Raw genomic sequence first — 24,046 nt, 5'->3', positions numbered from 1 at the left:
CCGTTTCGGCCTCGAAAAACCAGCAGCCACCTCATCGGCTTTGGTCATGATTGCCCGGGACGAGGCCCGTTGCATCCAGCGTTGCCTCCGCAGTGCGGCACCCTATGTGGATCGCATGTTGGTGCTCGATACGGGTTCGCGCGACGACACGGTCGCCCTGGCGCAAGCGTGTGGCGCCGAAATTCAGCACATGGAGTGGCCGGGCAGTTTTGCCCTTGCCCGCAACAAGGCCCTCGTCCTCGCGAATGCGGACTGGAATCTGATCCTGGACGCCGACGAGTGGATTGTTTCTGGCGGTGAGTGTCTGCGGGAGACCGTTCACCAAACGGCCGGATTGGGCACCATTCGCGTGGAGAGTTCGTGCGGAGGTGCTGCGAACCCGGGTGTCGGTGTCGATTGGTTGACACGCTGGCTGCCCCGCGGGGTCCGGTATATCGGGGCTGTACACGAACAGCCGGAATCGGCCTTGCCACGTCACCGAATGGCACTCGTTGTGGGCCATGACGGCTATGAGCCCGACGCGATGGTGGCCAAGAAGGGGCGCAATCAGGCTTTGCTGCAGGCCATGCTCGTGCAAGCTGGCGGCGATGATGCCTATCTGTTGTTTCAACTGGGCAAGGATTTCGAAGCCTATGGCGAGCTGGAAGAAGCCGCAAACCTCTACCTGAGGAGCCTGGGCGCGGCCAGGCCCATCGCCAACAGCCGCACCTCGTTGATCGTTCGCACCCTTCATTGCCTGGGAAAATCTGGCCGTCTGCAAAAAGCTTTGGCCATGGCCGGTGACTTTCTTGCCGAACTCGCTGATTCGCCCGACTATTTCTTTACCGTGGGCGACCTGTGTCTGGATGCCGCCGTTGCCTGTCCGCAGGATGCCGCGGCCGAATGGTTGCCCATGGCCAAGGCCGCGTGGGAGCGCTGCCTGGAGATCGGCGAGCGAGCCGAGCAAGATGGCAGCGTCCTTGGGCGAGGCAGCTACCTGGCCGCGCACAACCTGTCGGTGGTTCACGGCGGTCTTGGTGAGGCTGGGGAGGCCGCAAGGTACCTGCAGATGAGTGGCCATATGCGAGCGGCTGCAGACGGGTTTTCGGCCAGGCCGAACTAATGCCCCACCGCTTGTCGATGAAAAGCGGGGTCGCAAAGCGGCTTATTCCCCTTTAGTTTTCTGACCCGAATTCCACAATCTGTTTCATCAACCCGGTGAAGCAGAGCCATGGATTCTTCCAGTCAGGACAAAAATTTACCCGCGACCGCGCAGCGCCTGAAAAAGGCGCGCGAGGACGGGAATATTCCGCGCTCCAAAGATTTGTCCAACCTGGCTGTGTTGGGGGGCGGAGCCGCGCTGCTGGTGGCGCTGATGCCCATGGGCTTTGAGGCCCTGCGCTCGGCATTGAAAAACCAGCTCCACTTTGACCACAAGCAGTTGGAGGACCCGTCCCAGGTCATCGAAGTCATGATCGGCGCTTTTGGCGGCGGCTTGATGATTTACCTCCCGCTGGGCGTGCTGATGCTGGCGGTGGCGGTGGGCACTTCTTTTGTTGCGGGCAGCTGGGCCCTGAGCACCAAGCCCATGACGCCAGATCTCTCGCACTTGAGCCCCCTCAAGGGCATCGGCCGCTTGTTTTCCAAGCAGCAGTTGTTTGAGACCGGCAAGCTCTCGGTACTCACCGCCATCGTCGGCATGGTCGGCTGGCATTTTCTGTCTTCCCATCTGGCACTTTTTGCCACCTTGCTGATGCAGCCGCTGGAAGGCGCCCTGGGACAGCTGGGTCAGTGGCTGATGTTCGGTGTGGCTTCACTCATGGCGGTGGTCGTCGTGGTGGCGATGGTGGATTTCCCCATGCAGAAGTACCTTTATGGCGAGCGCATGAAGATGTCGATGCAGGAAGTGAAGCAGGAGCACAAACAGAGTGAGGGCGACCCGCAGATGAAGGGAAAACGCCGCCAACGCCAGCGCGAAATGGCCCAGCGCAACAGCATCGGTGCCGTGCCGCGCGCCGACCTGATCGTGATGAACCCGACCCACTACGCCGTGGCGCTTCAGTACGACGACACGACCATGAACGCCCCTCGGGTGATCGCCAAGGGGGCCGACTTGATCGCCATGAAGATCCGCGATGTAGCCAAAGAGCACAAGATTCCGGTATTGCAGGCCCCCATGCTCGCGCGCGCTCTCTTTGCACACGCCGAGATCGACGGCGAAATTCCCTCGGCCCTGTACACCGCTGTGGCACAGGTGCTGGCGTATGTGTACCAGCTCAAGGCCGCGATGAACGGCAAAGGCGCCATGCCCGGAGCCGCGCCCACGCCCGAAGTGCCGCGGGAGCTGGATCCCCATTGGAAGAACCCCGCCTCAGAGGCCCGCCCATGAATGCGCAACTGAAACAGATCCAGCTTTGGTTTGACAACAACGCGGGCTGGGCACAGGGCCTGGCGGCACCGCTGCTGGTGATCACGGTGCTGTCCATGATGGTGCTGCCGCTGCCGGCCTGGCTGCTGGACACCTTTTTCTCGCTCAACATCGCACTGGCTCTGATGGTGATGATGGTCTCGGCTTACATGCGCCGGCCGCTGGACTTCTCGGTCTTCCCCACGGTTTTGTTGCTGACGACCTTGTTGCGCCTGTCGCTCAACGTGGCGTCTACCCGGGTGGTGCTGATGGAGGGACACACCGGTCCCGGTGCCGCCGGTGCGGTGATCGAGGCTTTTGGCCACTTTCTCATTGGCGGCAACTTTGCCGTGGGTTTCATCGTGTTTGCGATTTTGGTGGTGATCAACTTTGTGGTGATCACCAAGGGATCGGAGCGCATCGCCGAAGTGTCGGCACGCTTCACCCTGGATGCGATGCCAGGCAAGCAGATGGCCATCGATGCCGATCTGGGCGCGGGCCTGATCGATGAAAAGGAAGCGAAGCGCCGCCGCCAGGAAGTGGGCGAAGAAGCAGAGTTTTTCGGCTCCATGGACGGTGCTTCAAAGTTTGTACGAGGCGACGCCATCGCCGGCATCATCATTTTGTTCATCAACATCATCGGTGGCCTGATCATCGGCGTGGCGCAACACGGTTTGAGCGCCGGCGAAGCGGCTGACAGCTACATCTTGCTGGCGGTGGGCGATGCGCTCGTGGCGCAGATTCCTTCCTTGTTGATCTCGGTGGCCGCGGCCATGGTGGTGTCACGGGTGGGCAAAGACGCCGATCTGGGCGGTCAGATTGTGGGCCAGATGTTTTCCTCACCCAAGGTGCTGGGCATCACGGCCACGGTGCTTTTCATGCTGGGCGTGGTCCCCGGCATGCCCCATGTGGTGTTCCTGTCGTTTGCCGCCATTTTTGGTGCGCTGGCCTGGTGGCGCCTGCAGGAATCCCGCAGGCCCGTCGCGGTGGAAGCGCAAGCACCCGTCAATCCCGATGGAGAAGCCACCTGGGACGACCTGCAGCCGGTGGACCTGCTGGGGCTGGAGCTGGGCTATCGCCTGATCGCCATGGTGGACAAAAACCGCCAGGGCGACTTGCTCACCCGGATCAAAGGGGTGCGCAAGAAGTTTGCACAGGAGGTGGGCTTTCTGCCGCCAGCGGTGCATGTGCGCGACAACCTGGAGCTCAAGCCCAGCGGCTACCGCATCACCTTGCGGGGTGTGGTGGTGGGCGAGGGCGAGGTGTTCCCCGGCATGTACCTGGCGATCGATCCGGGCGGTGTGAACATGCCCCTGATCGGCACCCCCACCACCGACCCCGCTTTTGGTTTGCCTGCGCACTGGATCGAAGACAAACAAAGAGAGAACGCGCAAATGGCGGGTTTTACGGTGGTTGATTCCGAGACTGTGCTGGCCACCCATCTTTCACACTTGATGCAAGTCCAGGCAGCCAAGTTGCTGAGCCGGACGGAGACCCAGGAACTGGTTGAACACGTGACCCGCCTGGCCCCCAAACTGATTGAAGAAGTTGTACCCAAGATGATTTCCGTCGCCATCTTCCAGAAAGTGCTGCAGCTGCTGCTGGAAGAGTCGGTGCACGTGCGGGATATCCGCACCATCATCGAAGCCATTGCCGAGCACGCCAGCGCCACCACAGACCCCGTGGAACTGGCCCGGCGGGTGCGCATGGCGCTGGCACCGGCCATCGTGCAGCAGATTTATGGCCCGGTCAAAGAGCTGGAAGTCATTGCGATCGAGCCCGGCCTTGAGCGCCTGCTGATGCAATCGCTTTCGCCCAATGCCACTGGTGCGCTTGATCCTGGCGTGGCTGAAATGCTGAGCAAGTCGGCCACCGATATCGCCAACCAGCAAGAGGAAAAGGGCGTTCCAGCCTGCTTGCTGGTGCCCGATGCCATCCGTACCGCCATGGCGCGCCTGTTGCGCCGGGCCGCGCCGCGCCTGCAGGTGCTGGCGCACAGTGAAATTCCCGAAACCCATCTCATCCGCATTGGCCCGATCCTTGGAGAGCTAGCATCATGAACATCCAGCGTTTCATCGCCGCCACATCCCGCGAAGCCATGTCGAAGGCCCGCAATACCTTCGGCGACAGCGCCGTGATCCTCTCCAGCCGGGCGACCGACGAAGGGTTTGAGGTCATGGCGGCAGCCGAAGAAAGCCTGGCGCCGCCAACACCGTCTGCGGCGCGCAACGATCGCATGCCCTCAATCGTCACCCGCGACGGCAAAGGCCTTGAGCGGACCACAGCGCGGGCCCCGGTAGCGACCGACTCCGTGGAGAGCGATACCGAAGCCATGTCCATGAGCACGCTGTCGTTTCAAGAGTATGTGCGCGAACGCATGCTGCGCAAACGCAAAGCCGCGCTCTCCAATGAAATCGCGCCCGACCTGGCGCCCGAAATCCGGACGGCGCCTGAACCGCGCCGCGCGGCGCCACCCGTGCAAGTGCCTGTTCAGCGCATGAATGAGCCCATGGCCATGCCCGAGGCGGCCCCGGCCCCCATCCGCACCCGATCGGCAGCGCCGCCCGCGTGGGAGGATTCGCTGCCGCTTCCCCCTGCCCGCATGACCGAGGCCGCCAGTCCCAATATGGCGGTGGAGCTGTCCGCGCTCAAGGACATGATCGAAGAGCGCTTCAACACCCTGGCCTGGCTTGGCTCGTCCAAGCAGAACCCCATCCAGTCCCAGCTCATGCTGAAGATGATTCGTTCGGGGTATTCGCCGTCCATGTCGCGCGCCGTGCTGGAGCGTGTGCCGTCTGATGCATCGCCAGCCGAAGCCGTGCGCTGGGTGCAAGACGTGCTCATCCGCAACCTGAAAGTGCCGGCCGCGGGCGGCAGCCTGTGTGATGAAGGCGGCGTGATCGCTCTGATTGGCGCCACCGGTGTGGGCAAAACCACCACCGCGGCGAAACTCGCAGCGCAATGTGTCAAGACCTACGGTGAAGGCAGTGTGGGCCTGATCACGCTGGATACCTACCGCGTGTCGGGCTACGAACAGTTGCGGGCCTACGGCCGCATGCTGGGCGTGGTCGCTCACCTGGCCCACGACCGCGCCGCGCTCAAGGATCTGCTCAATCTCCTGTCCACCAAGCGCATGGTCATCGTGGACACGGCTGGCCTGGGGCAACGCGATCAACGCATCCAGGACATGTTCGATGTGCTGGACATGCCCAAAATCAAGAAGACCCTGGTGGTCAATGCCGGCGCCCATGGCGACACGCTGGACGATGTGTTCAACGCCTTCAAGGCCAGCACGCTCCATGGCGTGGTGCTCAGCAAAGTGGACGAAGCGGTCAAACTGGGTCCGGCACTCGACGCGTTGATTCGCCATCAGGCGGTGTTGCGCGGCGTGGCCAATGGCCAGCGCGTGCCCGAAGACTGGCAGGCCCCTGACGGACATGCCCTGGTGCGCCTGTCCTTGGGCAGCGAGGGCAAAAAGGCCCACGACCCTGTGTCGACCGACATGGGTTTCTACTATTCGCAGGCCACAGCCCGCGGCATCAACCTGGGAGGCGCCCGTGTTTGAGGTCGGCTGGAACCAGGCAGCGGGGCTGCGCGGCGAATCTCGGCAAAGTGAGGCACGTCTGATGCCGGTGGCCAGCCCGGCACAGCCGGCACGCGCTTACGAAATGCTGTGTGCACTGGCCTCGCACCTGAGCTCGATGGGGTGTCATCCAGTCATTGTGGACGGCAGCGCCCAGGAGTCGGGGGAATGGCGCCAGGCCGCAGGCAGCCACGTGGGCTTGTTGCAGGTGCTGAACGATGCTTCGCTGGCGGGGCTCGACCGGCCCACCGACGGGACGGAGTGGCTCGTCATGCCGGGTGCGCTGGGATTGCAGGCACTGCAGCAGACCGCGCGTGCGGCCGGTGGTCAGGTGGCGCTGTCGCGCCTGCTGGCGCCATTCGCCGCCAAGGTGGTGGTGCTGTTGTACGCCCCAGCATCGACTCTGGTGTCGATCCTGGCGGGCATGCCGGTCCAGGTCATGGTGCCGGTGCTGCCCCAGAAACAGGCCAGCATCGATGCTTACGCTTCTCTCAAGTCGTTGTACGCAGCGGGGTTTTCGCCCGTGCTCGCACCGTTGGAGCAAAGCGATGTCTTGGCTGAGTTGCCGCTGCAGCAGGTGGTCAAGACCGTGATCGATTGTGCCCGGCGCCACCTGAATCTGGAGGCCTCAACCTGGCCTTTGCACACCTGGGGCTTGCGTGTGCAAGAAGCCGCACTGGGTGTTCCCACACAGCCCACCCAGCGTCGCGACGCATGGGCCGAGGCGCAGAGCATGCGGCCGTGGACCGCTCAAACCACCTGGAGTTGATGACGATGTATACCTCCAAAGGCACCCTCAACAGGGACGCCCAACTGCGAAAATACAGTCCCCTGGTGCGCCGTCTCGCGCACCACATGATTGCCAAGCTACCCCCGAGTGTGGAAGTGGACGATCTGATCCAGGTGGGCATGATTGGCTTGACCGAAGCCATCTCGCGCTTCGAGCCCTCGCAGGGTGTGCAGTTTGAGACCTTCGCCAGCCAGCGCATCCGCGGCGCGATGATCGATGAGCTGCGGGAAGGCGACTGGATGTCGCGTGGGTCGCGCAAGAGCCAGAAAGATATCGAGCAGGCAGTACACCGCCTGCAGCAAAAATTGCACCGCGTGCCCATGGAGTCCGAGATTGCCCAGGAGCTGGGACTCGGCTTGGCCGAATACCAGCACCTCCTGGCCAAGGTCCGGGGTACCCAGCTGGTGTACCTGGAAGACATCAGTGGACAGGGCGATGACGAGGACAGTTTTCTCGACCGCCACATGGGGGACACCGAGGCCGAGCCCTCCGTGCGCCTGCAGGATCAGCGCATGCGCACGGCCCTGGTGGCTGCCATCAAGGTCTTGCCCGACCGCGAGCAGAAAATCATGAGCATGTACTACGAACATGACATGAACCTCAAGGAAATCGCCGCCGTTCTGGGCGTGACCGAATCCCGGATCTGCCAGCTGCACAGCCAGTCCATCGCCCGTTTGCGTTCCAAGTTGCGCGAACATTAGCGTGAGAGAAAATGAGCGGCCTTGAGTCGTTCATCTCAAGCGGCCGATAGAAACGGCGCATCCTCGTTGGAAGCGTGCAGTCGATAGGGCGCGGCGTGCTGGACCAACTCGGCGAGGTGGCCGCAGGTTGGCACAGGCACAGGCATAAAAAAAGCCGCCACAAGAGGTCCAAACCCCTTCGTGAGGTCAAGCACAGCAGCAGTCAGCGAATATTTGGCCCACCTCGCACAGCACTCGGGAAGGTCTGCAAAACGTCGGCGCCCGCGCCCGATGTGAGCCAGTAACGGCATGGAGAAATCGAGCCTGGGAGAGGGCGGATTCGAGGGCAAGACCCAGAGAACGCGCAAGCGGGAGCTCGTCGACGAAATGAATCTGGCTGTGCCCCGCGGTTGAGCGGGTCTCGCGGATCACCTCGCACGCACTTGCGCCCGGTGCCAAGGGTGGCGCCCACCGCTTGCCGTCAAGACCATGCTACGCTTCCACTTCATGTAGCCGTGGTTCAACCTCTCGGACCCTGCGATGGCAAAAGCGTTGTACGGCATGGCGCTGCTTCGTGAATTCGTGGTCCCGGACGCCGGTGAAAGTACCCTGCCCGACGAGAGCACCATCCTTCGGCTTCGCCATCTGCTCGAAACCCACAACCTGGACCTTCAGATCCAGGCCACCATCAACGCCATGCTGGCAGCCACGGGGTAGCTCTTGAAGAGCGGCACGGTGGTCGATACCACGCTCATTGCCGCACCGATTTCAACTAAGAACAACAGCGGCGAGCGAAACCCCGAGATGCTCCAGACCAAGAAGGGCCATCAGTGGCACTCAGAGGTGAAGGCGCACATTGGGCTTGATGCGGACTCGGGCCGGGTGCACACGGCTGTGGGTACGGCGGCCAACGTCAACGACGTCACGACGCCCGGTCAAGCGCCGGGTAACGGACAGCGCTACGCCGATGGGCGCGATCATCGAGAAGCTGGAGCAGGCCACGGCGCGCATCCGGGCCTAAGTCGAATACCCGTTTCGAGCAATCAAGCTCCAGTTCGGGCATGTGAAGCCGCGCTATCGGGCGCTGGCCAAGAACGCGGCGCAGCTGCACACGCTGTTTGCACTCTCAAACCTGTGGATGGTGCGGCTCATATTGCTGCAGGAGATCCGGGCTGAGTGCGTCTTGCGGCAAGAGGGTCGCAAAACGGGGGGCTAAATCGGCCTTCAAACGGCACCCGCGAGCCTTCAACCGCAGCCATCTGAAATCGAACGCATCAACTCACGCCTTGGCGGATGTTGCGCAGACCATCTCGAGAGGCCACTGGAAGCATTTGGATTCGTGCTGTGTCCGGGGTATTTTCAAAAACTAGTTTTGGCGCTATTTATAGCGGTTTACGTATGAACGACGGCACATAGTAGTGACTGGTTTTTTCAATTTTCAGATGATGTTTTTTTAGAAACTCATCTACTGCATCTGTCGCTCCGGCTACAGAGTTGTAGTCGTCCAAAACAATCAGCCCACCTGGCACGACCCGTTCATACAAAAGTTCAAGAGCAAAAAATGTTGGCTCTTTTACGTCCATATCCAAATGCAACAAAGCGATTCGTGTTGCCGGGTAATTTTCTAGAAACTCAGGCAAGGTTTCAAATACATTGCCCTCATTGAGTAAGACGTTCTGAAAATTCTTGTCCTTGAAAATGTTTTTTACCTCTTGAAGTGAAAGCCCTTCACCACCAGTCGATTCAAATGCTTCAATAAAATCCAGATCAATTTTAAGAGTAATGTTGTCGACAGGAAATTTCCCAAAGGCATCGAACCCAACAATTTTTCTTGAAAAGTCATTTTCGAGCAGATTTCTGAATGTGGCGAGTCGAATTAGCGAGGCTGCTTTATATATGCCAAGTTCAAAGATATCGCCCGGCAGATCGACGATGCTTTTGTATAGCTCGTAGTGAGCAAGCATTTTGTTGATTCGTGTTGGATGACTAAACCAGTAAAATGCATTTTCGTGGTCCCAAACGTTGCTCTTGAGTAGACCTCTTATCGCTGGGGAGTCTTGCTTGGTGTGTTCATCCATTGCTGTTTCAGTTCGTGCAGGTGTTTTGGGCTCGTTTGGCGACTGCAGGCGTCTGCGGTCACCCAAAATCAGCGCCTAAGGCGGGATTGAGAAAATATTTATTTAAGATGCCCACGTCAGAATAAATTCATTGATGGCCTCATCAAAATCTGTACGCAAAGGACGCTCGAAGTTTTTCATCAGGGTTGCGAGGCGGTGTGCGCTGGAGTTGATCTGGTCAGGCGATATATCCAGAAGAAAATGCTTTAGATAGAATGCCATTCGCTTTTCGATGGTTGCTTGACGAGACTGCCAGTCAGCGCCACTCACGATGGTATTCATAAATTCGCGGATGTCTGGATAGTCTCCGTGGTAATAAGGACCGTCGCTGACATGCAAGAAACTCTTGGCTAGCAGTCCAAAGCTTTTTTTGTAGGCTACAGCGTAGGCTTGAACCGTGCTTAGGGTGAAAATGAAGTGGTCAGCTGCATCGAGCAATGTGTGCACGTTTTCACGCAACGATATGACGCCTGGTTCATCATTGATACTTAGCTCATGCGGTTGGTCACGGTTGAATGGGTGCTCCTGAACAAGCAGATAGTGGCCACCCTCCGTGCAATAGCGCTTGATGTCCTGAAACATATTGAGGTAGTTGCTGCGGCTGAGGCCATGGAGTTCTGCCAAGGTGCCGTCGCCAGCAAACAGGAAGGGCTCGCCATGCGTAAACAGCGCAAACACCTTGGCTTCTGGCGCGATACCCAGGCGCTGACGCAGTTCAGCTCCGCTTTGTGTTGGGGCGGCTGCGTATCGACCGTTTTTGTCGTTCATGAGACGCAGCGCCATGTTGTCCAGTTCGTCGCGACTCGGCGAGTAGCTGTTGATCAGGCTTTGAGCCACCAAGCTGCGTCCCACTTCGGAGAGGTAGTTGTTGTCCGCCACATCGAACATCAGTGTTTGCGGAAACCAGCCGCGCTCCGCAGACCAAGTGGGGAGGCTGTGGCTGCGAGCCACTTCCAGCATCAGATGACTCAACGGATGGGTCGATTGCCAGGCGATCACCGCGACGGGGCCCATGGCCGTGATGAGTTGGTTGAGGAATGCCGAGGCGATCTGGATGCTCGTGCGGGCCAGTGTCTGGTCGCAACCGTACCAATCCTGTACCTTGCGCTCAAACAACGGACACGGAAGGACTGCAGATGCCAGGTCAATGCTGGCCGAATAACGGGTGGTGAAATCGGTCAGGAGGTAGGGGACCGGCAGGCTGTTGAGCGCTGGGGCCATGGGTGTCGTGCTGGCCATGACGAGGGAATGCCCTTGCGCTTCCAGCACAATTGAGACGCTTTGCCAAAATGCATGTATGCCGGGCTCCACGGCTTCTGGCACAAAATTCAACGCCAGCACGATGCCACGGGTCGGAACGGCCAGTGCCGCTTGCGCCGTGGGCTGCGGGTGGCTGGATTCGATCGGGTTGTTCATGTCTGAGAAAGGGCGTACGGGCGGTTCAGAAGAAGCCGTAATCGCTGACCAGGGCGTCGACTTCCACGCCCAATGAAATGTCGACCAGGATCCTTTTTTCGTTCGAGATGCGGCGGTACACCTCCTCAAGCACCTGTTTTTCGATCTGATTGGGAATGACTACCACGCCCTCCGCGTCGCCAAACACCAGGTCGCCCGGGCTGATGCTCACGCCATAGAGCTGAATTTTCTTGTTCATGTGGGCCACGGTGGCGCGCTTGCGAACGTCCTGGCAGGAGTACCCCGCAGCGAACACTGGAAGTCCGATGCGTTGTACCTCCACGGAATCGCGCGTCTTGCCGCCCACGACCACCGCCGATGCGCCTGAGCGGATCGCAAGGTTGGCGTTCAGCTCGCCGAAGTATGCGTAGTCCGCTGCCTCGTTTTCCACCACGATGATGTCGTTAGGCACGATTTCCTTATAGGAATGCAGTGCGTTGTAAATGCCCTTGAAATCTTCTCCTTCTTCGAGCAGGCGCAGCTTCAGCGTCTTGGCCCGACCGAGGAACTTGGCGCTGGCGATGTTGGGCGCCAGTCCCCGGACGACCTGGTCGCTGTACCCCATGTCGTCCAGCAGGTCAGACAGCAGGCAGCTGTTGAGGTGATTCTTGATGTTGGTGAGCAGGTAGCGGTCTTTCTCGCGCATGCCCGCAGCAATCAGATTGGCCATCTCGAAGTCTTCGGGCCAGTTCACATCAAAGGCTTCCAGCGGTGACGCCTCGATCATGGCCGGGTGGTCGCCGATGCGCCGCCGGGTTTTGAGTGCAGCATCGCGGGTGATGACATACATGCCCATGGTTTCGGCAACAACATCGGGCAGGTCCACGCTGTTGGGAATGCGCTCAACGTCGTAGGCAGGGCGGCCGTTGGCCCAGAGGTAGTGCTTGTCCTTGCGGACCAGCACCGCTGAGTCGTGGGTGGCGCCGGGCGCGGCGACGATGTCTACCGCACGGCGCAAGGTCTCCACCTCTATGAATGGGCTGGTTCCTAGAATTTGTACGTAGACGTCCGCTTCGGCATGGGCCACCTCGTTCATGAACAGGCGGTTGCCGTCGGTTTGGTTGGATGCGAGAGCCGGATCGCGACGCATGAATTTGCAATGCACCTCGCTGGCCATAGCCATGATCTCTTCGGACTCGGTGTCGAGGTACACCTCGTCGATGAAGTCGCATGCCACCAGCTTTTCCAGGGTGTGCAGGAACAGGGGCTTTCCATCAAGCAACTTGGTATTTTTGTTGTTGATCCGTGAACTGGCGCCCTTGGCTGGCAGGAATGCAACGACCTTCATACAGACTCCTCAATGGGACGTGGGGTGGTGTTCAGAGGCTGGGCTGGAGCCGCTGTTTCTTGGACGCAGAGGGAAGGCTCACTGGTCGATTCAGCGCGGGTCAACACCGGCCGAAATACCAGGCGGATCATGAATTTCCCGTGCTCCTCCGAACTGCAGGCCGGGAAAAACATCATCCCGGCTTCGTCGAATTTGATCAGGTTGCCTTCGCATGCGGCGACGCCGTCGAGCATCACCGACTCGCCCAGCACCATGTCCTGCCGCCGCCCACCGCTGTCTTTCTCAATGGGGAGTTTCTCGATCGCATCGAGCTGCAACCACTCGAATGTCCGCCCCAGCAGCAGGCTTTGGTCGAATGTTGCGCTCATGGGGAGGTGCACGCGGTAGTAGCCGTCGAAGGTGGCGGTAGCCTGAGTCTGGCCGAGTGCGTGTTGGTTGAGATTGGCGATCAAGGTTGGAATGGTCGTGGTCCGGAAACTGGCTTCTGATGGCGCAAGGTTATAGCCAAACCGCTGAGCTGATATCAGCGTGGTGGCCAGCGAGATGTCCATTTGCCGCATCTCCATGGGGTAGCTGATGCGCATCTCATTGAGTTCCTGCGTCATGAGGGCGAAGCCTTCCTTGCGGTACTCGCTGATACCGGCTTCGAGGTTGGCCGTGGGCAGCAACAGGTCGGTGCCCAGGTTGAAGTCGAACTCAAATGAAGAGAGGCAGGCGATTTCTGGTTCGCTGGGAAAGTAGAGCAGTCGGCCGAGGTCGGCCGCGGCCTGCTGTGCCAGTTCCAGCGGGGCTTCGCGCCCCTGATGGCGTGTGGGTGTGCGGGCCATGTCGGCTACGAAACGCAGGCAGGCGGCCTGGATGTCGGCCACAACCGCTGCTTGAGGGCCTGCGGTATTGGACTGGCTTCGGATGGGCGCACCTTGCGCCGTGTAGTCCACGGTGGTGGCTTCAGGGGTGGTGCACATCATCTCGAACAGACCGATGTACGCCGTCAAGGTCAGGATCAAGCGCTCGTCTGCCCAACTGGCATCGATCAATCCTTTGCGGTCTGTCTGTTGGCCCTTGACGCGGCTGGCAATGAGGTAGACCCCGAAAAGATCGACATCCATAGCCTGCTTGAACACGGGAGCCAGTAAGGTTTGTGCCGTGCCGCTGTAGCCGAGGTCAACCAGGACCAAGGTGTGGCCTGTTGCCAGCCCGGTGCGCTGCCTGACGTGAGTGACCATGCGCTCGCGAAAGGCGGCCGATTGCTGGAACACCAGTTTCAAGGTGTCGTCGCGCAAAACCATACGGGCGAAGGCCTGAGCCGGCTGGTCCGAACGGCCGGCCTGGTCCAGCAGCGCCTTGGCCTTGGCCGGCGGGAGCAGCAGTTGTTTGGCGATGGCCGGCATGGAGCTATCCGACAGGCTGCTCGTGAGCAGCCGGACGACGTCGGCCTTTGTCTGCAGCGATGAGGCGATGGCCGTGAATCGCGATAGGTTGACCTGATGCAATCCCTCGGAACCCATCAGGATCTCGCACGCCTTGGCGGGCAGGTAGCCATCACGCAGCAAAAATGCGATCTTGATATTCTTGCCGGCCGCCTTGAGCGTCTGGAGTTGCTGGTCGATGAAGCGGCCAAAGCTATAGAGGATGGGGCCCAGCGAGCGGTAACCGATTTGCTGCGGCGCACTCAGCGTTTCTGTGTCGGTGGCGGCGAGCAGGCCATGGAAGTAGCTGGGCAGCGCGTGGGTGTAGCGAAGTTCAGGCATGAGCTGAACGGCGGCGCTGGCGCGCTGGTCGAGCTGACTGGTGACCGACTCCGGATGTTGCCTGAGCCAGGCCGAGGCGATGCCATGGGGTGCCGGTCCTTGCAAGTCGGCTTGGCGGTTGTCCCCCAGGTGAAACAACTGTTGGGGCTGGACCTTTTCCCGCCGCAACACCTCTTTCCAGATGCCCGTGGTCTTGGAGGCACCAAAGTCGCACGAGCAATAGATGTGCGCAATGGCGTCGACCGCGTCTCCCATCAGTGTGCCAAGCATGTGACCGAGTTGCCGGCCAGTGAAGTAGGTGTCGCTGACCACGATCACGCGCAACCCTTTGGCATGCGCGCGTCGGATCAGTTGCGCGATCGGTTCAAAGATGAAAGCGTGTGCGATTTCGCAGGCGATTTCGACCTCTCCCGCTTCGGCAATACCTTGCGGGTTCGCTTGAGGCAGCAGCTCCCGGTGAATTTCTTCCAGCGTCACCTCGCTGGTTCCGGTGAGCATGAGATGCTTGCGGCGCAGACCAGATTCACCTTTGGCCCGCAAGGCTGCGGTGATTCCAGCGGAGCGGAATGGCTCCAGAGACTGCAGACTGAAAAACACATCGGTCGGTCGAACCACCTTGCGCCACAAGAGGGTGTCAAAACAATCGAGTGAAAGCACTTTGGTCTGTGGCGGGAGCCGCTCCAGCAGTGTGTCCAGTTCGTGAGCGCCAATTTCTTGATTCATGGGGAGGCTTCCTACAGGGCGTCAAGCCGTGAGCGAAAGGCGCGCTGTGGCGACGCCTTGCTGAGTGAAAGTCAATGTAGCAGCGCGGCTCACACGCTGAAGCACTGAACAAGTCAACCTGAGTGCGGTTGTTTGGGTGATCGCCCTAGGGCCGTGCGGCGTCGGAACGCGGATACGGCAAGGCCGTCTCGTCGGACTGGGGCTGTTCACACCAATTTGCTTTGCGAGGAGATCGCCCCTTGCTGCGGATCGGGCCACGCGACCAGGCCCACCGTGCCACCGCCGGTTTGCCTCGCTGCGAGCAAAGGTGCCGTGAGCTGGCACCGCTGTGATCACGATGCAATGCCCGGTCAGCTGGAGCCACAGCATTGGGCCGAGATCTGGGCGTGTTGATTGAACCCCTAGGCTTGGTGGCGCATTGGGTGATCCAGATCGAGAGCGCTGCCCCTTCGGGGTTGAATAGCCGCCTCAAATCTGCCACAAGCGCGATTTCACAATGCGATGTGTGCGTGTTTTTCCGTTGGCAGTGCGCGCCACGGGGTGACGGAAGTGGCCGCCAATGCATCCGCCAGCGACGACTGGCGTGAGCAATAGAGGACTGCCGTTCGGGTCAGGCGCTCAGGTAGGCCTGGCTTGGCCCGCCGCCCTGTTTGGCGCCGTTCAGGCGCCCATAGGTGGGTTTCCGGGCATGGCCGGGCAACAGGCTCAGCAAGGCGCGCTCATTGAGGCCGTTGGCGCGCATCACAGCCTGGCGCAACTGGCCAAAACGTTGCGCCTGATCCAGTATCTCCGCGCGCAGCGTTCCACCCGCCTGGCCGAATTCAGCCGTTTTGGGGGCATGCTGCAAGACCGCTTGCACCTGGGCGCTGGCGCTCTCCACCTCGTTGGCATCACCGCGAATCAAAGCCGCTTCCAGCGCGTCCAGCCGGTTGCGCAACTCGATGGTCCAGGGGTGGGCGGTGGTGCTCATGGTGAAGAAACCCTGTCAATGAGGCAGATCAGCTTGAGGCGCCGCCGCTGCCACCTGCGCCACTGCTGCTGTTGAGCATTTCAGCGGCGTTGGACAGCATCTTGTCGGCGATGGCTTCGGCGTTGACCTCGAAGGTGCCATTGGCAATGGCAGCCTTCATGGACTCAACCTTGTCGGCGTTGAACACATCGTTGTTGCTGCCACCTGCACCTGACAGCGCCTGGGTGGTGGACGACGACAGGGTGACGGTAACGCCTGCACTGGCCTGCGGCTTGGCCGCAGCGCTGGCTGCCGCCGCCGATTCGGCGCCAGCAGGAGGCTGTGCGGCCGCTCTTTGCGGGCCACCGGCAACCGATCCAATATAGGAATCAGGGGACGAATCGACTTTCATTTCACTCTCCAAACCCCAAAACAGGGGCGTTGTGGAAAGACTATCGGCTCAAAAGAACGGGAACTTGAGGTCTTTTTCGACGAGTAAATCACGAAAAAGTAAGCAAATGCACTAAATAAACGCCCGTTCACAGCCGGACCTCAACGACCTGGCCAGTGCGCACCGTTCCGGTGATGATTTTGCCACTGCTGAGTTTCACCCGTGCGGCCTGGCCCACGATGCCTTCATCCATGGCCTGACCACTCACCACCACATGGAAGCCCGAGCCCACGCTTTTGACCCGAACTTGGGAGCCACGGGTGAAGACCGGCGTGGGCCGCACCATATTAAAGCGAAGCGCCTGACCAGGCGCCAGGGAAAAAGCAGCCTGTTGTCCCACCCAGCTGTCGGGGGTGGCCAGGACGTTGGACGACTGCTCCGCCCAGTCGATTTCGGCTATGTCGGCGTCATCTTGAGTCAGCATGGTGCCGGCTGGCACGGGGCGCTTGAGCACCCAGGCGGGGCCCCAGGCTTTGACGGTGACGGGCACAAACACGTTCCAATGCACCTGGCCTTCGATGCATCGCAAACCGATGCGGCTGCGGCCCCAGAGCCGGGTGCCGCTGGGCAGGTAGGGTTCGATGCGCGCGCAAGGCGCGAGGCGCAATCGCGAGTCCAGCGATCCCATGAGAATTTCAGGGCGCAGCACATTGTCGGGAACTTCGGACAAGGTGTTGACCAAGGCTGGCTCGATCCAGTCGCGCGCCATCTGGGCGAGGTGGGCGCGGTCGTTGGCGGTGACCGCCGCGCCCGAGGCGAACGGCACCTGGGCCAGGCCGGCGGTACTGGCCATGGCCAGCCACACGCCGGCCAGCATCGGCCAGCACAGCGCCTGGAGGCGGCTGCGGACTGGACGGAGATGGTGATCGTGTTTCATGGCTTCCAGACGTGGGCAGCAGATTCGGCCGATTGGCCGGTTTCAGAGGCGGGCGGTGAAACCCGGACCCTTGCCCGTTGAAAACGACTGTAGTGCGGGTGGCTGACGGGGAAAGCCGGGAAATACCTGCAAAAGCAGCGCTTGTTCCTGCCATTGCTCAGGCTCAAGTTTTCCCATACTCACTTTCATCCCGGTCGATAAATGCGTTTTTCGCAGTTTTGCACCGCCCCATCAACAAGTCAGGAGTGCCAGATGCTTGAGCAAATGACCAGCCAGTTGGGCAATTACGCCAACTCGCTCGTGCTGCGTTCCCAGCGTCAGCAGGTGATCGCCAGCAACATTGCCAATGCCGATACGCCGGGCTACATTGCTCGCGATTTCGACTTTGCGGCGGCGCTCAAAGATGTGTCAGGCACCAGCACCACAGCGCCGACCCAGACCAACGCGCAACACATGCGCCTGGGCACCCGCGATGCACGGGACCCCGCCATGGCCTACACGGTGCAGACCCAGCCCAGCCAGGATGGCAACTCGGTGGACCTGGACCGCGAGCGGGCCAATTTTGTGGACAACAGCATCCGCTATGAGTCCACGCTGCGTTTCATCAACTCGCATGTGAAAACCATGCTCAGCGCGATCACGGGGCAGTGAATATGAGCACCCCCCGCATCGCAGTTCTTTGCCTCACCCCCGCCGCGCTGCGCGCGACCCCCTCCAGGGGGCGACACCTGCAGCCTGGCAAAGCCAGTTCTGCGGTGTCCTTGGTTCAATGCACCTCGCTCCTGCGTCTGTGCGGTTTCTGAAAGGAATCAGTCATGTCGATGTTTGCCATTTTTGGGGTTTCCGGCAGTGCCATCAGCTCGCAGTCGCAGCGTCTCAACGTGGTGGCCAGCAATCTGGCCAATGCCGATGCGGTGGCCGGGCCTGACGGGCAAAGCTACAAGGCGCGACAGGTGGTGTTTCAGAGCGTGCCCATGGGCGGGCAGGGTGATGCGGGCGTCAAGGTGAAGAACATCACCGAGAGCGAAGCGCCCGGGCGCAAGGTGCACGACCCCTACCACCCCAGCGCTGATGCCGAAGGATATGTGACCCATTCCAATGTGAATCCGGTGGAAGAAATGGTCAACATGATGTCGGCTTCGCGTTCGTACCAGAACAACGTTGAGGTCATGAATACGGCCAAGTCCCTGCTGCTCAAGACCCTTCAAATGGGTCAATAAACGAGAACTGAAAAACCATGACGCCGATTGATCTCAGCAACCTCGGTAACACCGTGGGTTCCACCACATCCACGAGCAGCAACAGCGCCACGGACCCTGAGGCCTCGCAAGACCGCTTCCTCAAGTTGCTCGTCGCACAGATCAACAACCAGGATCCGCTCAACCCGATGGACAACGCGCAGATGACGACCCAGATGGCGCAGATCAACACGGTCAGCGGCATCCAGGAACTCAACGCCACGCTCAAGGGCATGGCCAGTCAGATGAGCGCCACACAGTCCCTGCAGGGTGCTTCGTTGATCGGGCGCGAAGTCCTGATCGATGGCAAAGAACTCAGCTTTGAGGGCACGGTAGGCAAGGGCGCCTTGTCGCTGCCGTCGGGCGCCAGCCAGGTCTATGTCGACATCGTGGGCGTCAACGGCGCGCTGATTGACACCGTGGACATGGGCGCGCAGGGCGCTGGGCAGCATGCCTTTGAGTGGAACGCCGGTGCCATTCCGCCAGCCAGTATTGCCAGTTTTTCCGTGCGCGCTTCTCAAGGCACCCAGGTGATCGAAGCGACGCCGCTGTCGCGCATCAAGGTGGCTTCGGTCGGCATGACCAATGGCGCCATGACGCTGCAGTTGCAAAACGGCCGTTCGGTCGCCTACGACCAGGCCAGGGCGTTCATGTAACCCCTTGCAGACCCGCTCCATCGTTCTTTTCTGACCCCCCATCACCCGCCTCCAAAGGACATCATCATGGCTTTCCAGCATGGCCTCTCTGGCCTCAACGCCTCCAGCCGCAACCTCGACGTGATTGGCCACAACATCGCCAACGCCAACACCGTGGGTATGAAAACGTCGCGAGCTGAATTCTCTGAGTTGTACGCCAGCTCGATCAACGCTTCGGGCGGCATCAATTCGGGCATTGGTGTGACCGTGGCCACGGTGTCACAGATGTTCACTCAGGGCAACATCACGGTCACCGGAAATGACATGGACGTGGCCATCAACGGCAACGGCTTTTTCGAAGTGACCATGCCCGATGGTTCCATGGCCTACTCGCGAGCGGGTATGTTCAAGCTGGACAACGTTGGCAATATCATCACCAACGAAGGTGCCAACCTGATGGGTTATCCGACCGATGCCGCAGGTGTGCGGACCGCATTTGAGTCGCAGCCACTCAAGCTGCCGACGGGCGGCCCCATTCCGGCGAAGCTGACGACCGCCATCACCGCCGAGTTCAATCTGGATGCGCGGGCACCCATCGCCGCGGCCGTGGTTCCCCCCACGCCATTTGGAACCTACAGCACCTCGCTCAACGGGTTTGATGCCCAGGGCCTGGAAGTGCCGGTGACCTTCGTTTTTGAAAAGGTTGGCAACAACCAGTGGAACGTTTATCCGGGCGTGAACGGCGCGGATCCTGCGGCTTCGGTGCCTTTTGCCGTCAACTTCCTGGCCGACGGCACGCTGGATCCCGCGACGGTGATTCCCCAGTTGCAGCTGGCCTCGCCCAACGACCCTGCTGAGGTATTCAACGTCGACATCAGTTTCGATGACATCACCCAATTCGGTGCAGATTTTGCGGTGTCCAATCTGTCGCAGGACGGTTACCGACCTGGTGAACTGACCAGCCTGGGCATTGGCGACAACGGCGTGATCACGGCCCGCTATTCCAATGGTCAGTCCCAGGCCGCCGGCCAGATTGCGCTGGTCAACTTCCGCAATGCGCAGGGCCTCTCGCCGACAGGTGGAGGCAACTGGGTCGCAACGGCCGCATCAGGCGAGCCGATTGCGGGCGCCCCGGGCGAGGGCAAGTTTGGCTCGCTGAAATCGGGCGCTCTGGAAGACTCCAACGTCGATTTGACCGGTGAGCTGGTCAACATGATGACGGCGCAACGGGCCTACCAGGCCAACGCCCAGACCATCAAGACGCAAGACCAGATCATGAGCACGCTGTTGAACATGAGATAACCCGGCCGAGCCGTGTGTGACCCTTTGAATGGGGGTGGCACTGGCGGCCCGGCAAAGCCGGTTCCACGGCGCCCTGGGCTTCAGCCCATGCGTCGGAGCTGTTTCGAAACCAAGAAAACGACCGGAGCCCGATATGGACCGCATGATCTACACCGCCATGAGCGGTGCCAATGCCGCTTCGCAGCGGCAGCAGATCCTGGCCAACAACCTGGCCAACGCCTCTACGCCTGGCTTTCGGGCCGAGCTGGCGACATTTCGGGCGGTGCCGGTGCGCGGCGATGGTTCGAGCACGCGGGTATTTGCGCTGGAGGCCACGGCAGGCCACCTGGAAGCGCCCGGCCCGATCAATCCCACCGGGCGCAACCTGGACGTGGCCGCCAAAGGCAACGCCTATTTTGGTGTGCAGGGTCTGGATGGCATTGAGGCCTACACACGGGCCGGTGCATTCGAAGTCAACGCCAACGGCTCGCTGGTGACGGCGCAGGGTTACACGGTATTGAGCGAAGGGGGCGCTCCCATCGTGGTGCCCAACAATGCTCAACTCGACATAGGCTCCGACGGAACGGTGAACGCTCGTGTGGGCGAAGCGCCACCGCAAAGCCTGGGCAAGCTCAAGCTGGTGACGCCCGATGGAGAGAACGCTCTCAAGCGTGGCGTCGATGGCCTGTTTCGGGGGTCTCAAGGGCAGCCCCTGCCGGGCGATGCGCAGGCCCGCGTGCAGGGCGGCGCCCTGGAGGGCAGCAACGTGAACCCCATTGAGGCGATGGTCGGCATGATCGCCGTCTCCCGCCAGTTCGAATTGCAGATGCGCATGCTGCAAAACGGCGAGACCAACGACAAGACCGCCAGCCAGCTGCTCAGCATGAACGGCTGATTCCCTCTGAAGACAACCCCATTCCCCGGAGCACACCATGATCAATTCGCTGTGGATTTCCAAGACCGGCATGCAGGCCCAGCAAACCCAGCTGGACGTGATTTCCAACAACATGGCCAACGTCTCGACGAATGGCTTCAAGCGCTCCAGTGCCGTGTTCGAAGACCTGATGTACCAGAACCTGCGGCAGGTGGGTGCGGCCGACACCGAGCAAAACAACTTGCCCACCGGCTTGCAGGTGGGTCTGGGCGTGCGCACCGTGGCCACCTCGCGTTCGTTCACGCAAGGCAGCTTGCAACAGTCGGGCAACCAGCTGGATCTCGCGGTCAACGGGAGCGGGTTCCTGCAGGTTTCCATGGCCGACGGCACCACGGGCTATACCCGGGATGGCAGCCTGCAGGTTGACGCAGATGGCCGCCTGGTGACTTCCAGCGGCCTGGCTGTGGCTGGTGGAATCACCATCCCCGCAGAAGCCCAGAGCATCACGGTGGGCAAAGACGGTGTGGTGACCGTGAAGCTCCCCGCCAATGCCACGCCCCAGCAGGTGGGCACTCTGGAGCTGGCCACGTTCGTGAATCCGGCCGGTCTTGAGCCGCTGGGCGGCAACCTCTATGCCGAGAGCGTCGCATCGGGCAACCCGATCACGGGCGCACCCGGCAGCGCAGGCATGGGCCAGATCATGCAGGGTTATGTCGAGACGTCCAACGTCAACGTGGTGCAGGAACTGGTGACGATGATCCAGACCCAGCGCGCCTACGAGATGAACTCCAAGGCGATCCAGACCAGCGACCAGATGCTGCAGCGCCTGGCACAACTGTGATCACCGTGACGACCGATTGCGAGTCGCATCGAAAGCCTGCCATGACCTTGCGCGAAACTGTGCTGTATTTTGTGGCCAACCTGGGCCGCCTGGCCTGGTTGGGGGCGGCAGTCTTGCTGGGCGCTTGTCAAAGCACGCCGGTGGAGTTCGAGCCTTTGAAGCCCATCGATTACGCCCACACCAAAGCCTGGGGTACACCCACCAATGGCAGCCTGTTTCAGGCCAGCAGCTACCGACCCGGATTTGAAGACCCGCGCGCGCGCTGGCCCGGCGATACCCTCACGATCCAGATCACCGAAAAGGTGAGTGCCAACCAGTCCTCCTCCTCCAATGTGGATCGAAGCGGCAGTGTGGGTGGAACCGTCACCGCAGTTCCCCTGATCAAGCCGGCCGATCTGGCCAAAATCAACAACCTGACGCTGGGCGCCGAATCCAGTAACACTTTTGCAGGCTCAGGTGACAACACCAATGCCAACGATTTTTCCGGTGTGATCACCGTCACCGTGCGAGAGGTGCTGCCCAACGGCCACCTGCTGGTGGCTGGAGACAAACAGATCGGTGTCAACAACAACGTCGACGTGTTGCGTTTCTCTGGCACGGTTGATCCGCGCCACATCAAACCCGGCAATACGGTGGCCTCCACCCAGGTCGCCAACGCGCGAATTGAATCGCGTGGACGAGGTCCGGTGGACGAAGCGCTTTCAATTGGCTGGTTGTCACGGGCCTTTTTGAGCGTTTTCCCCTTCTGATGCTCCCGTAGCATGGAAACCATGAAACACGCACCAGTCCCCACCGCCGAGTTCATTCGCCGCCTGTATGGCCAGCGAGAACGTTGGTTGGCGCGCATGCGCCGTGTGGTGGTCTGCAGCACCCTGCTGTTGATGGGTTCGGTGTGGCTGGGCTGGCCGCTGGATGCCCATGCGATCCGGATCAAGGAAGTGGCCGCGGTTCAGGGTGTGCGCACCAACCAGCTCACCGGCTTTGGTCTGGTGGTTGGGCTGGATGGCACAGGCGACCAAACCACCCAGATGCCCTACACCTCCCAGGGCATGAGCAACTACCTGCAGCAACTGGGCATGACCCTGCCCGCCGATGCCAAGGTGCAGATGAAGAACGTGGCGGCTGTGCTGGTCACCGCGCAGTTGCCCGCTTTTGCCCAACCCGGGCAGATGATCGATGTCACGGTGTCGTCCATGGGCAACTCCAAGTCCTTGCGGGGTGGCACCCTGATCACCACCCCGTTGAAGGGGGTGGACGGTGAAATCTATGCCCTGGCCCAGGGCAACTTGCTGGTGGGTGGCGCTGGCGCTTCGGGCGGCGGCAGCAAGGTGCAGATCAACCACTTGAGCGCGGGCCGGATTCCCTCGGGCGCGCAGGTGGAACGCACGGTGCCCACCGCATTTGCTTTGGGCGACACCATCGACCTTGGCCTCAACGCTTCCGATTTTCAAACCGCCCGCAGGGTGGCTGAAGCCATCAATACCCGCATGGGCAAGGGCACGGCCAATGCCATGGACGGGCGCCTGGTGCGCTTGCGCGCACCCATCGATCCCAACGCCCGAGTGAGCTTTCTGGCCGAGGTGGAAGAAATCCAGCTGGAAACCAGTGTGCCCGCGGCGCGCGTGATCATCAATACCCGTACGGGCTCGATTGTGATGAACGGGGCTGTGACCATTGGCCCTTGTGCCGTGGCCCACGGCAACCTGTCGGTGAGCATCAGCTCCACACCCGTGGTGAGCCAACCCAACCCGTTGTCAGGCGGCCAGACCGTGGTCGCTGAAAAAACCGATATCAAGATCACACAGGAAGGCGGGGCGCTGGTGCAGATGGAGGCATCCCCCAAGCTGTCGGACCTCGTGCGCATGCTCAACGGCCTGGGCGCCACGCCCCAGGATTTGCTGGCCATTCTGCAGGCCATCAAGGCCGCCGGTGCCATGAATGCAGAGCTGGAGGTGATATGACCCGCCCCCGCGCCGCTTCGCGTCGCCCCCTCAAGGGGGCAGCAATGCCTGCAGCCCGGCAAAGCCGGTCCAGCGGCATTCCGGGTTCCGGCACATCGCTACGGAAAGTACGTCGTCTGGTTGCTGCTTCTGAGTCCAGCTTGTGTCATTCGCAGCCTTGTGGCGG

Annotated in this window: 21 protein-coding genes and 1 pseudogene; 15 read left to right on the top strand and 7 right to left on the bottom strand. The window is 60.8% G+C overall.

Annotated elements, in window-relative coordinates:
* The first annotated feature begins 46 nt into the window (after nt 1-46).
* The 7 genes and pseudogenes from E5678_RS12745 (at nt 47) to E5678_RS12715 (ending at nt 8,655) form a co-directional block, all read left to right on the top strand.
* Nucleotides 47-1,102 carry a glycosyltransferase gene (locus tag E5678_RS12745; protein WP_136180768.1) on the top strand — a complete coding sequence of 352 codons (1,056 nt, stop codon included), beginning with the start codon at nt 47-49 and terminating at the stop codon, nt 1,100-1,102.
* 108 nt (nt 1,103-1,210) lie between these two features.
* Nucleotides 1,211-2,368 (top strand): flagellar biosynthesis protein FlhB, encoded by a 1,158-nt coding sequence (gene flhB / locus E5678_RS12740; RefSeq protein WP_136178868.1) that lies wholly within the window; start codon nt 1,211-1,213, stop codon nt 2,366-2,368.
* Nucleotides 2,365-4,446, top strand: a complete 2,082-nt coding sequence (gene flhA / locus E5678_RS12735; protein ID WP_136178867.1) for a flagellar biosynthesis protein FlhA — start codon at nt 2,365-2,367, stop codon at nt 4,444-4,446. Before flhB ends, flhA begins: the two co-directional genes overlap by 4 nt.
* On the top strand, nt 4,443-5,951 hold the full coding sequence (gene flhF / locus E5678_RS12730; protein WP_136178866.1) for a flagellar biosynthesis protein FlhF: 1,509 nt from the start codon (nt 4,443-4,445) through the stop codon (nt 5,949-5,951). The genes flhA and flhF overlap by 4 nt, the downstream gene beginning before the upstream one ends.
* The gene (locus E5678_RS12725; protein WP_136178865.1) at nt 5,944-6,738 is read left to right on the top strand and encodes a hypothetical protein; all 795 of its coding nucleotides are present in this window, start codon (nt 5,944-5,946) and stop codon (nt 6,736-6,738) included. The genes flhF and E5678_RS12725 overlap by 8 nt, the downstream gene beginning before the upstream one ends.
* 5 nt (nt 6,739-6,743) lie before the next feature.
* Nucleotides 6,744-7,460, top strand: coding sequence for an RNA polymerase sigma factor FliA (locus E5678_RS12720; RefSeq protein WP_136178864.1), 717 nt, complete (start codon nt 6,744-6,746; stop codon nt 7,458-7,460).
* A 288-nt stretch (nt 7,461-7,748) separates the two neighbouring features.
* Nucleotides 7,749-8,655 (top strand): annotated as a pseudogene (locus E5678_RS12715) (IS5 family transposase).
* Nucleotides 8,656-8,821: 166 nt separating this feature from the next.
* Here the strand turns inward: E5678_RS12715 and E5678_RS12710 are convergent.
* The 7 genes from E5678_RS12710 to flgA all read right to left on the bottom strand — a co-directional run bounded on the left by E5678_RS12710 (nt 8,822) and on the right by flgA (nt 17,050).
* Entirely contained in the window at nt 8,822-9,517 is a 696-nt protein-coding gene (locus E5678_RS12710) for a TylF/MycF/NovP-related O-methyltransferase (RefSeq protein WP_136178863.1), read from the bottom strand.
* Nucleotides 9,518-9,619: 102 nt separating this feature from the next.
* Entirely contained in the window at nt 9,620-10,972 is a 1,353-nt protein-coding gene (locus tag E5678_RS12705; RefSeq protein ID WP_136178862.1) for a hypothetical protein, read from the bottom strand.
* 25 nt (nt 10,973-10,997) lie between these two features.
* On the bottom strand, nt 10,998-12,299 hold the full coding sequence (locus tag E5678_RS12700) for an NTP transferase domain-containing protein (protein ID WP_136178861.1): 1,302 nt from the start codon (nt 12,297-12,299) through the stop codon (nt 10,998-11,000).
* Nucleotides 12,296-14,773: a hypothetical protein gene (locus tag E5678_RS12695; protein WP_136178860.1), complete on the bottom strand. Its 2,478-nt coding sequence runs from the start codon at nt 14,771-14,773 to the stop codon at nt 12,296-12,298. Before E5678_RS12695 ends, E5678_RS12700 begins: the two co-directional genes overlap by 4 nt.
* Nucleotides 14,774-15,383: 610 nt before the next feature.
* Nucleotides 15,384-15,743, bottom strand: coding sequence for a hypothetical protein (locus tag E5678_RS12690; RefSeq protein ID WP_136178859.1), 360 nt, complete (start codon nt 15,741-15,743; stop codon nt 15,384-15,386).
* Nucleotides 15,744-15,771: 28 nt separating this feature from the next.
* Nucleotides 15,772-16,134, bottom strand: a complete 363-nt coding sequence (gene flgM, locus E5678_RS12685) for a flagellar biosynthesis anti-sigma factor FlgM (protein WP_136178858.1) — start codon at nt 16,132-16,134, stop codon at nt 15,772-15,774.
* Between the two features lie 127 nt (nt 16,135-16,261).
* Entirely contained in the window at nt 16,262-17,050 is a 789-nt protein-coding gene (gene flgA / locus E5678_RS12680; protein WP_136178857.1) for a flagellar basal body P-ring formation chaperone FlgA, read from the bottom strand.
* 252 nt (nt 17,051-17,302) lie between these two features.
* Between flgA and flgB the strand changes: the two genes are divergently transcribed.
* The 8 genes from flgB (at nt 17,303) to E5678_RS12640 (ending at nt 23,880) form a co-directional block, all read left to right on the top strand.
* A complete protein-coding gene (gene flgB / locus E5678_RS12675) occupies nt 17,303-17,701 on the top strand; it encodes a flagellar basal body rod protein FlgB (RefSeq protein WP_136178856.1) in 399 nt (132 codons plus the stop codon).
* 164 nt (nt 17,702-17,865) lie between these two features.
* The gene (gene flgC / locus E5678_RS12670) at nt 17,866-18,270 is read left to right on the top strand and encodes a flagellar basal body rod protein FlgC (RefSeq protein ID WP_136178855.1); all 405 of its coding nucleotides are present in this window, start codon (nt 17,866-17,868) and stop codon (nt 18,268-18,270) included.
* A 17-nt stretch (nt 18,271-18,287) separates the two neighbouring features.
* Nucleotides 18,288-18,944, top strand: coding sequence for a flagellar hook capping FlgD N-terminal domain-containing protein (locus tag E5678_RS12665; protein WP_136178854.1), 657 nt, complete (start codon nt 18,288-18,290; stop codon nt 18,942-18,944).
* A 66-nt stretch (nt 18,945-19,010) separates the two neighbouring features.
* The gene (gene flgE, locus E5678_RS12660) at nt 19,011-20,225 is read left to right on the top strand and encodes a flagellar hook protein FlgE (RefSeq protein ID WP_136178853.1); all 1,215 of its coding nucleotides are present in this window, start codon (nt 19,011-19,013) and stop codon (nt 20,223-20,225) included.
* A 133-nt stretch (nt 20,226-20,358) separates the two neighbouring features.
* Nucleotides 20,359-21,099 (top strand): flagellar basal-body rod protein FlgF, encoded by a 741-nt coding sequence (gene flgF, locus E5678_RS12655; RefSeq protein WP_136178852.1) that lies wholly within the window; start codon nt 20,359-20,361, stop codon nt 21,097-21,099.
* Nucleotides 21,100-21,136: 37 nt separating this feature from the next.
* The gene (flgG, locus tag E5678_RS12650) at nt 21,137-21,919 is read left to right on the top strand and encodes a flagellar basal-body rod protein FlgG (protein ID WP_136178851.1); all 783 of its coding nucleotides are present in this window, start codon (nt 21,137-21,139) and stop codon (nt 21,917-21,919) included.
* A gap of 41 nt (nt 21,920-21,960) precedes the next feature.
* Nucleotides 21,961-22,668 carry a flagellar basal body L-ring protein FlgH gene (locus tag E5678_RS12645; RefSeq protein WP_136178850.1) on the top strand — a complete coding sequence of 236 codons (708 nt, stop codon included), beginning with the start codon at nt 21,961-21,963 and terminating at the stop codon, nt 22,666-22,668.
* 132 nt (nt 22,669-22,800) lie between these two features.
* Entirely contained in the window at nt 22,801-23,880 is a 1,080-nt protein-coding gene (locus E5678_RS12640; protein WP_247597032.1) for a flagellar basal body P-ring protein FlgI, read from the top strand.
* The last annotated feature ends 166 nt before the right edge of the window (nt 23,881-24,046 follow it).

Source organism: Hydrogenophaga sp. PAMC20947, from assembly GCF_004795855.1.
In the GTDB taxonomy this organism is placed as follows: Bacteria; Pseudomonadota; Gammaproteobacteria; order Burkholderiales; family Burkholderiaceae_C; genus Hydrogenophaga.
This window is presented reverse-complemented; position numbering and strand designations above follow the sequence as displayed.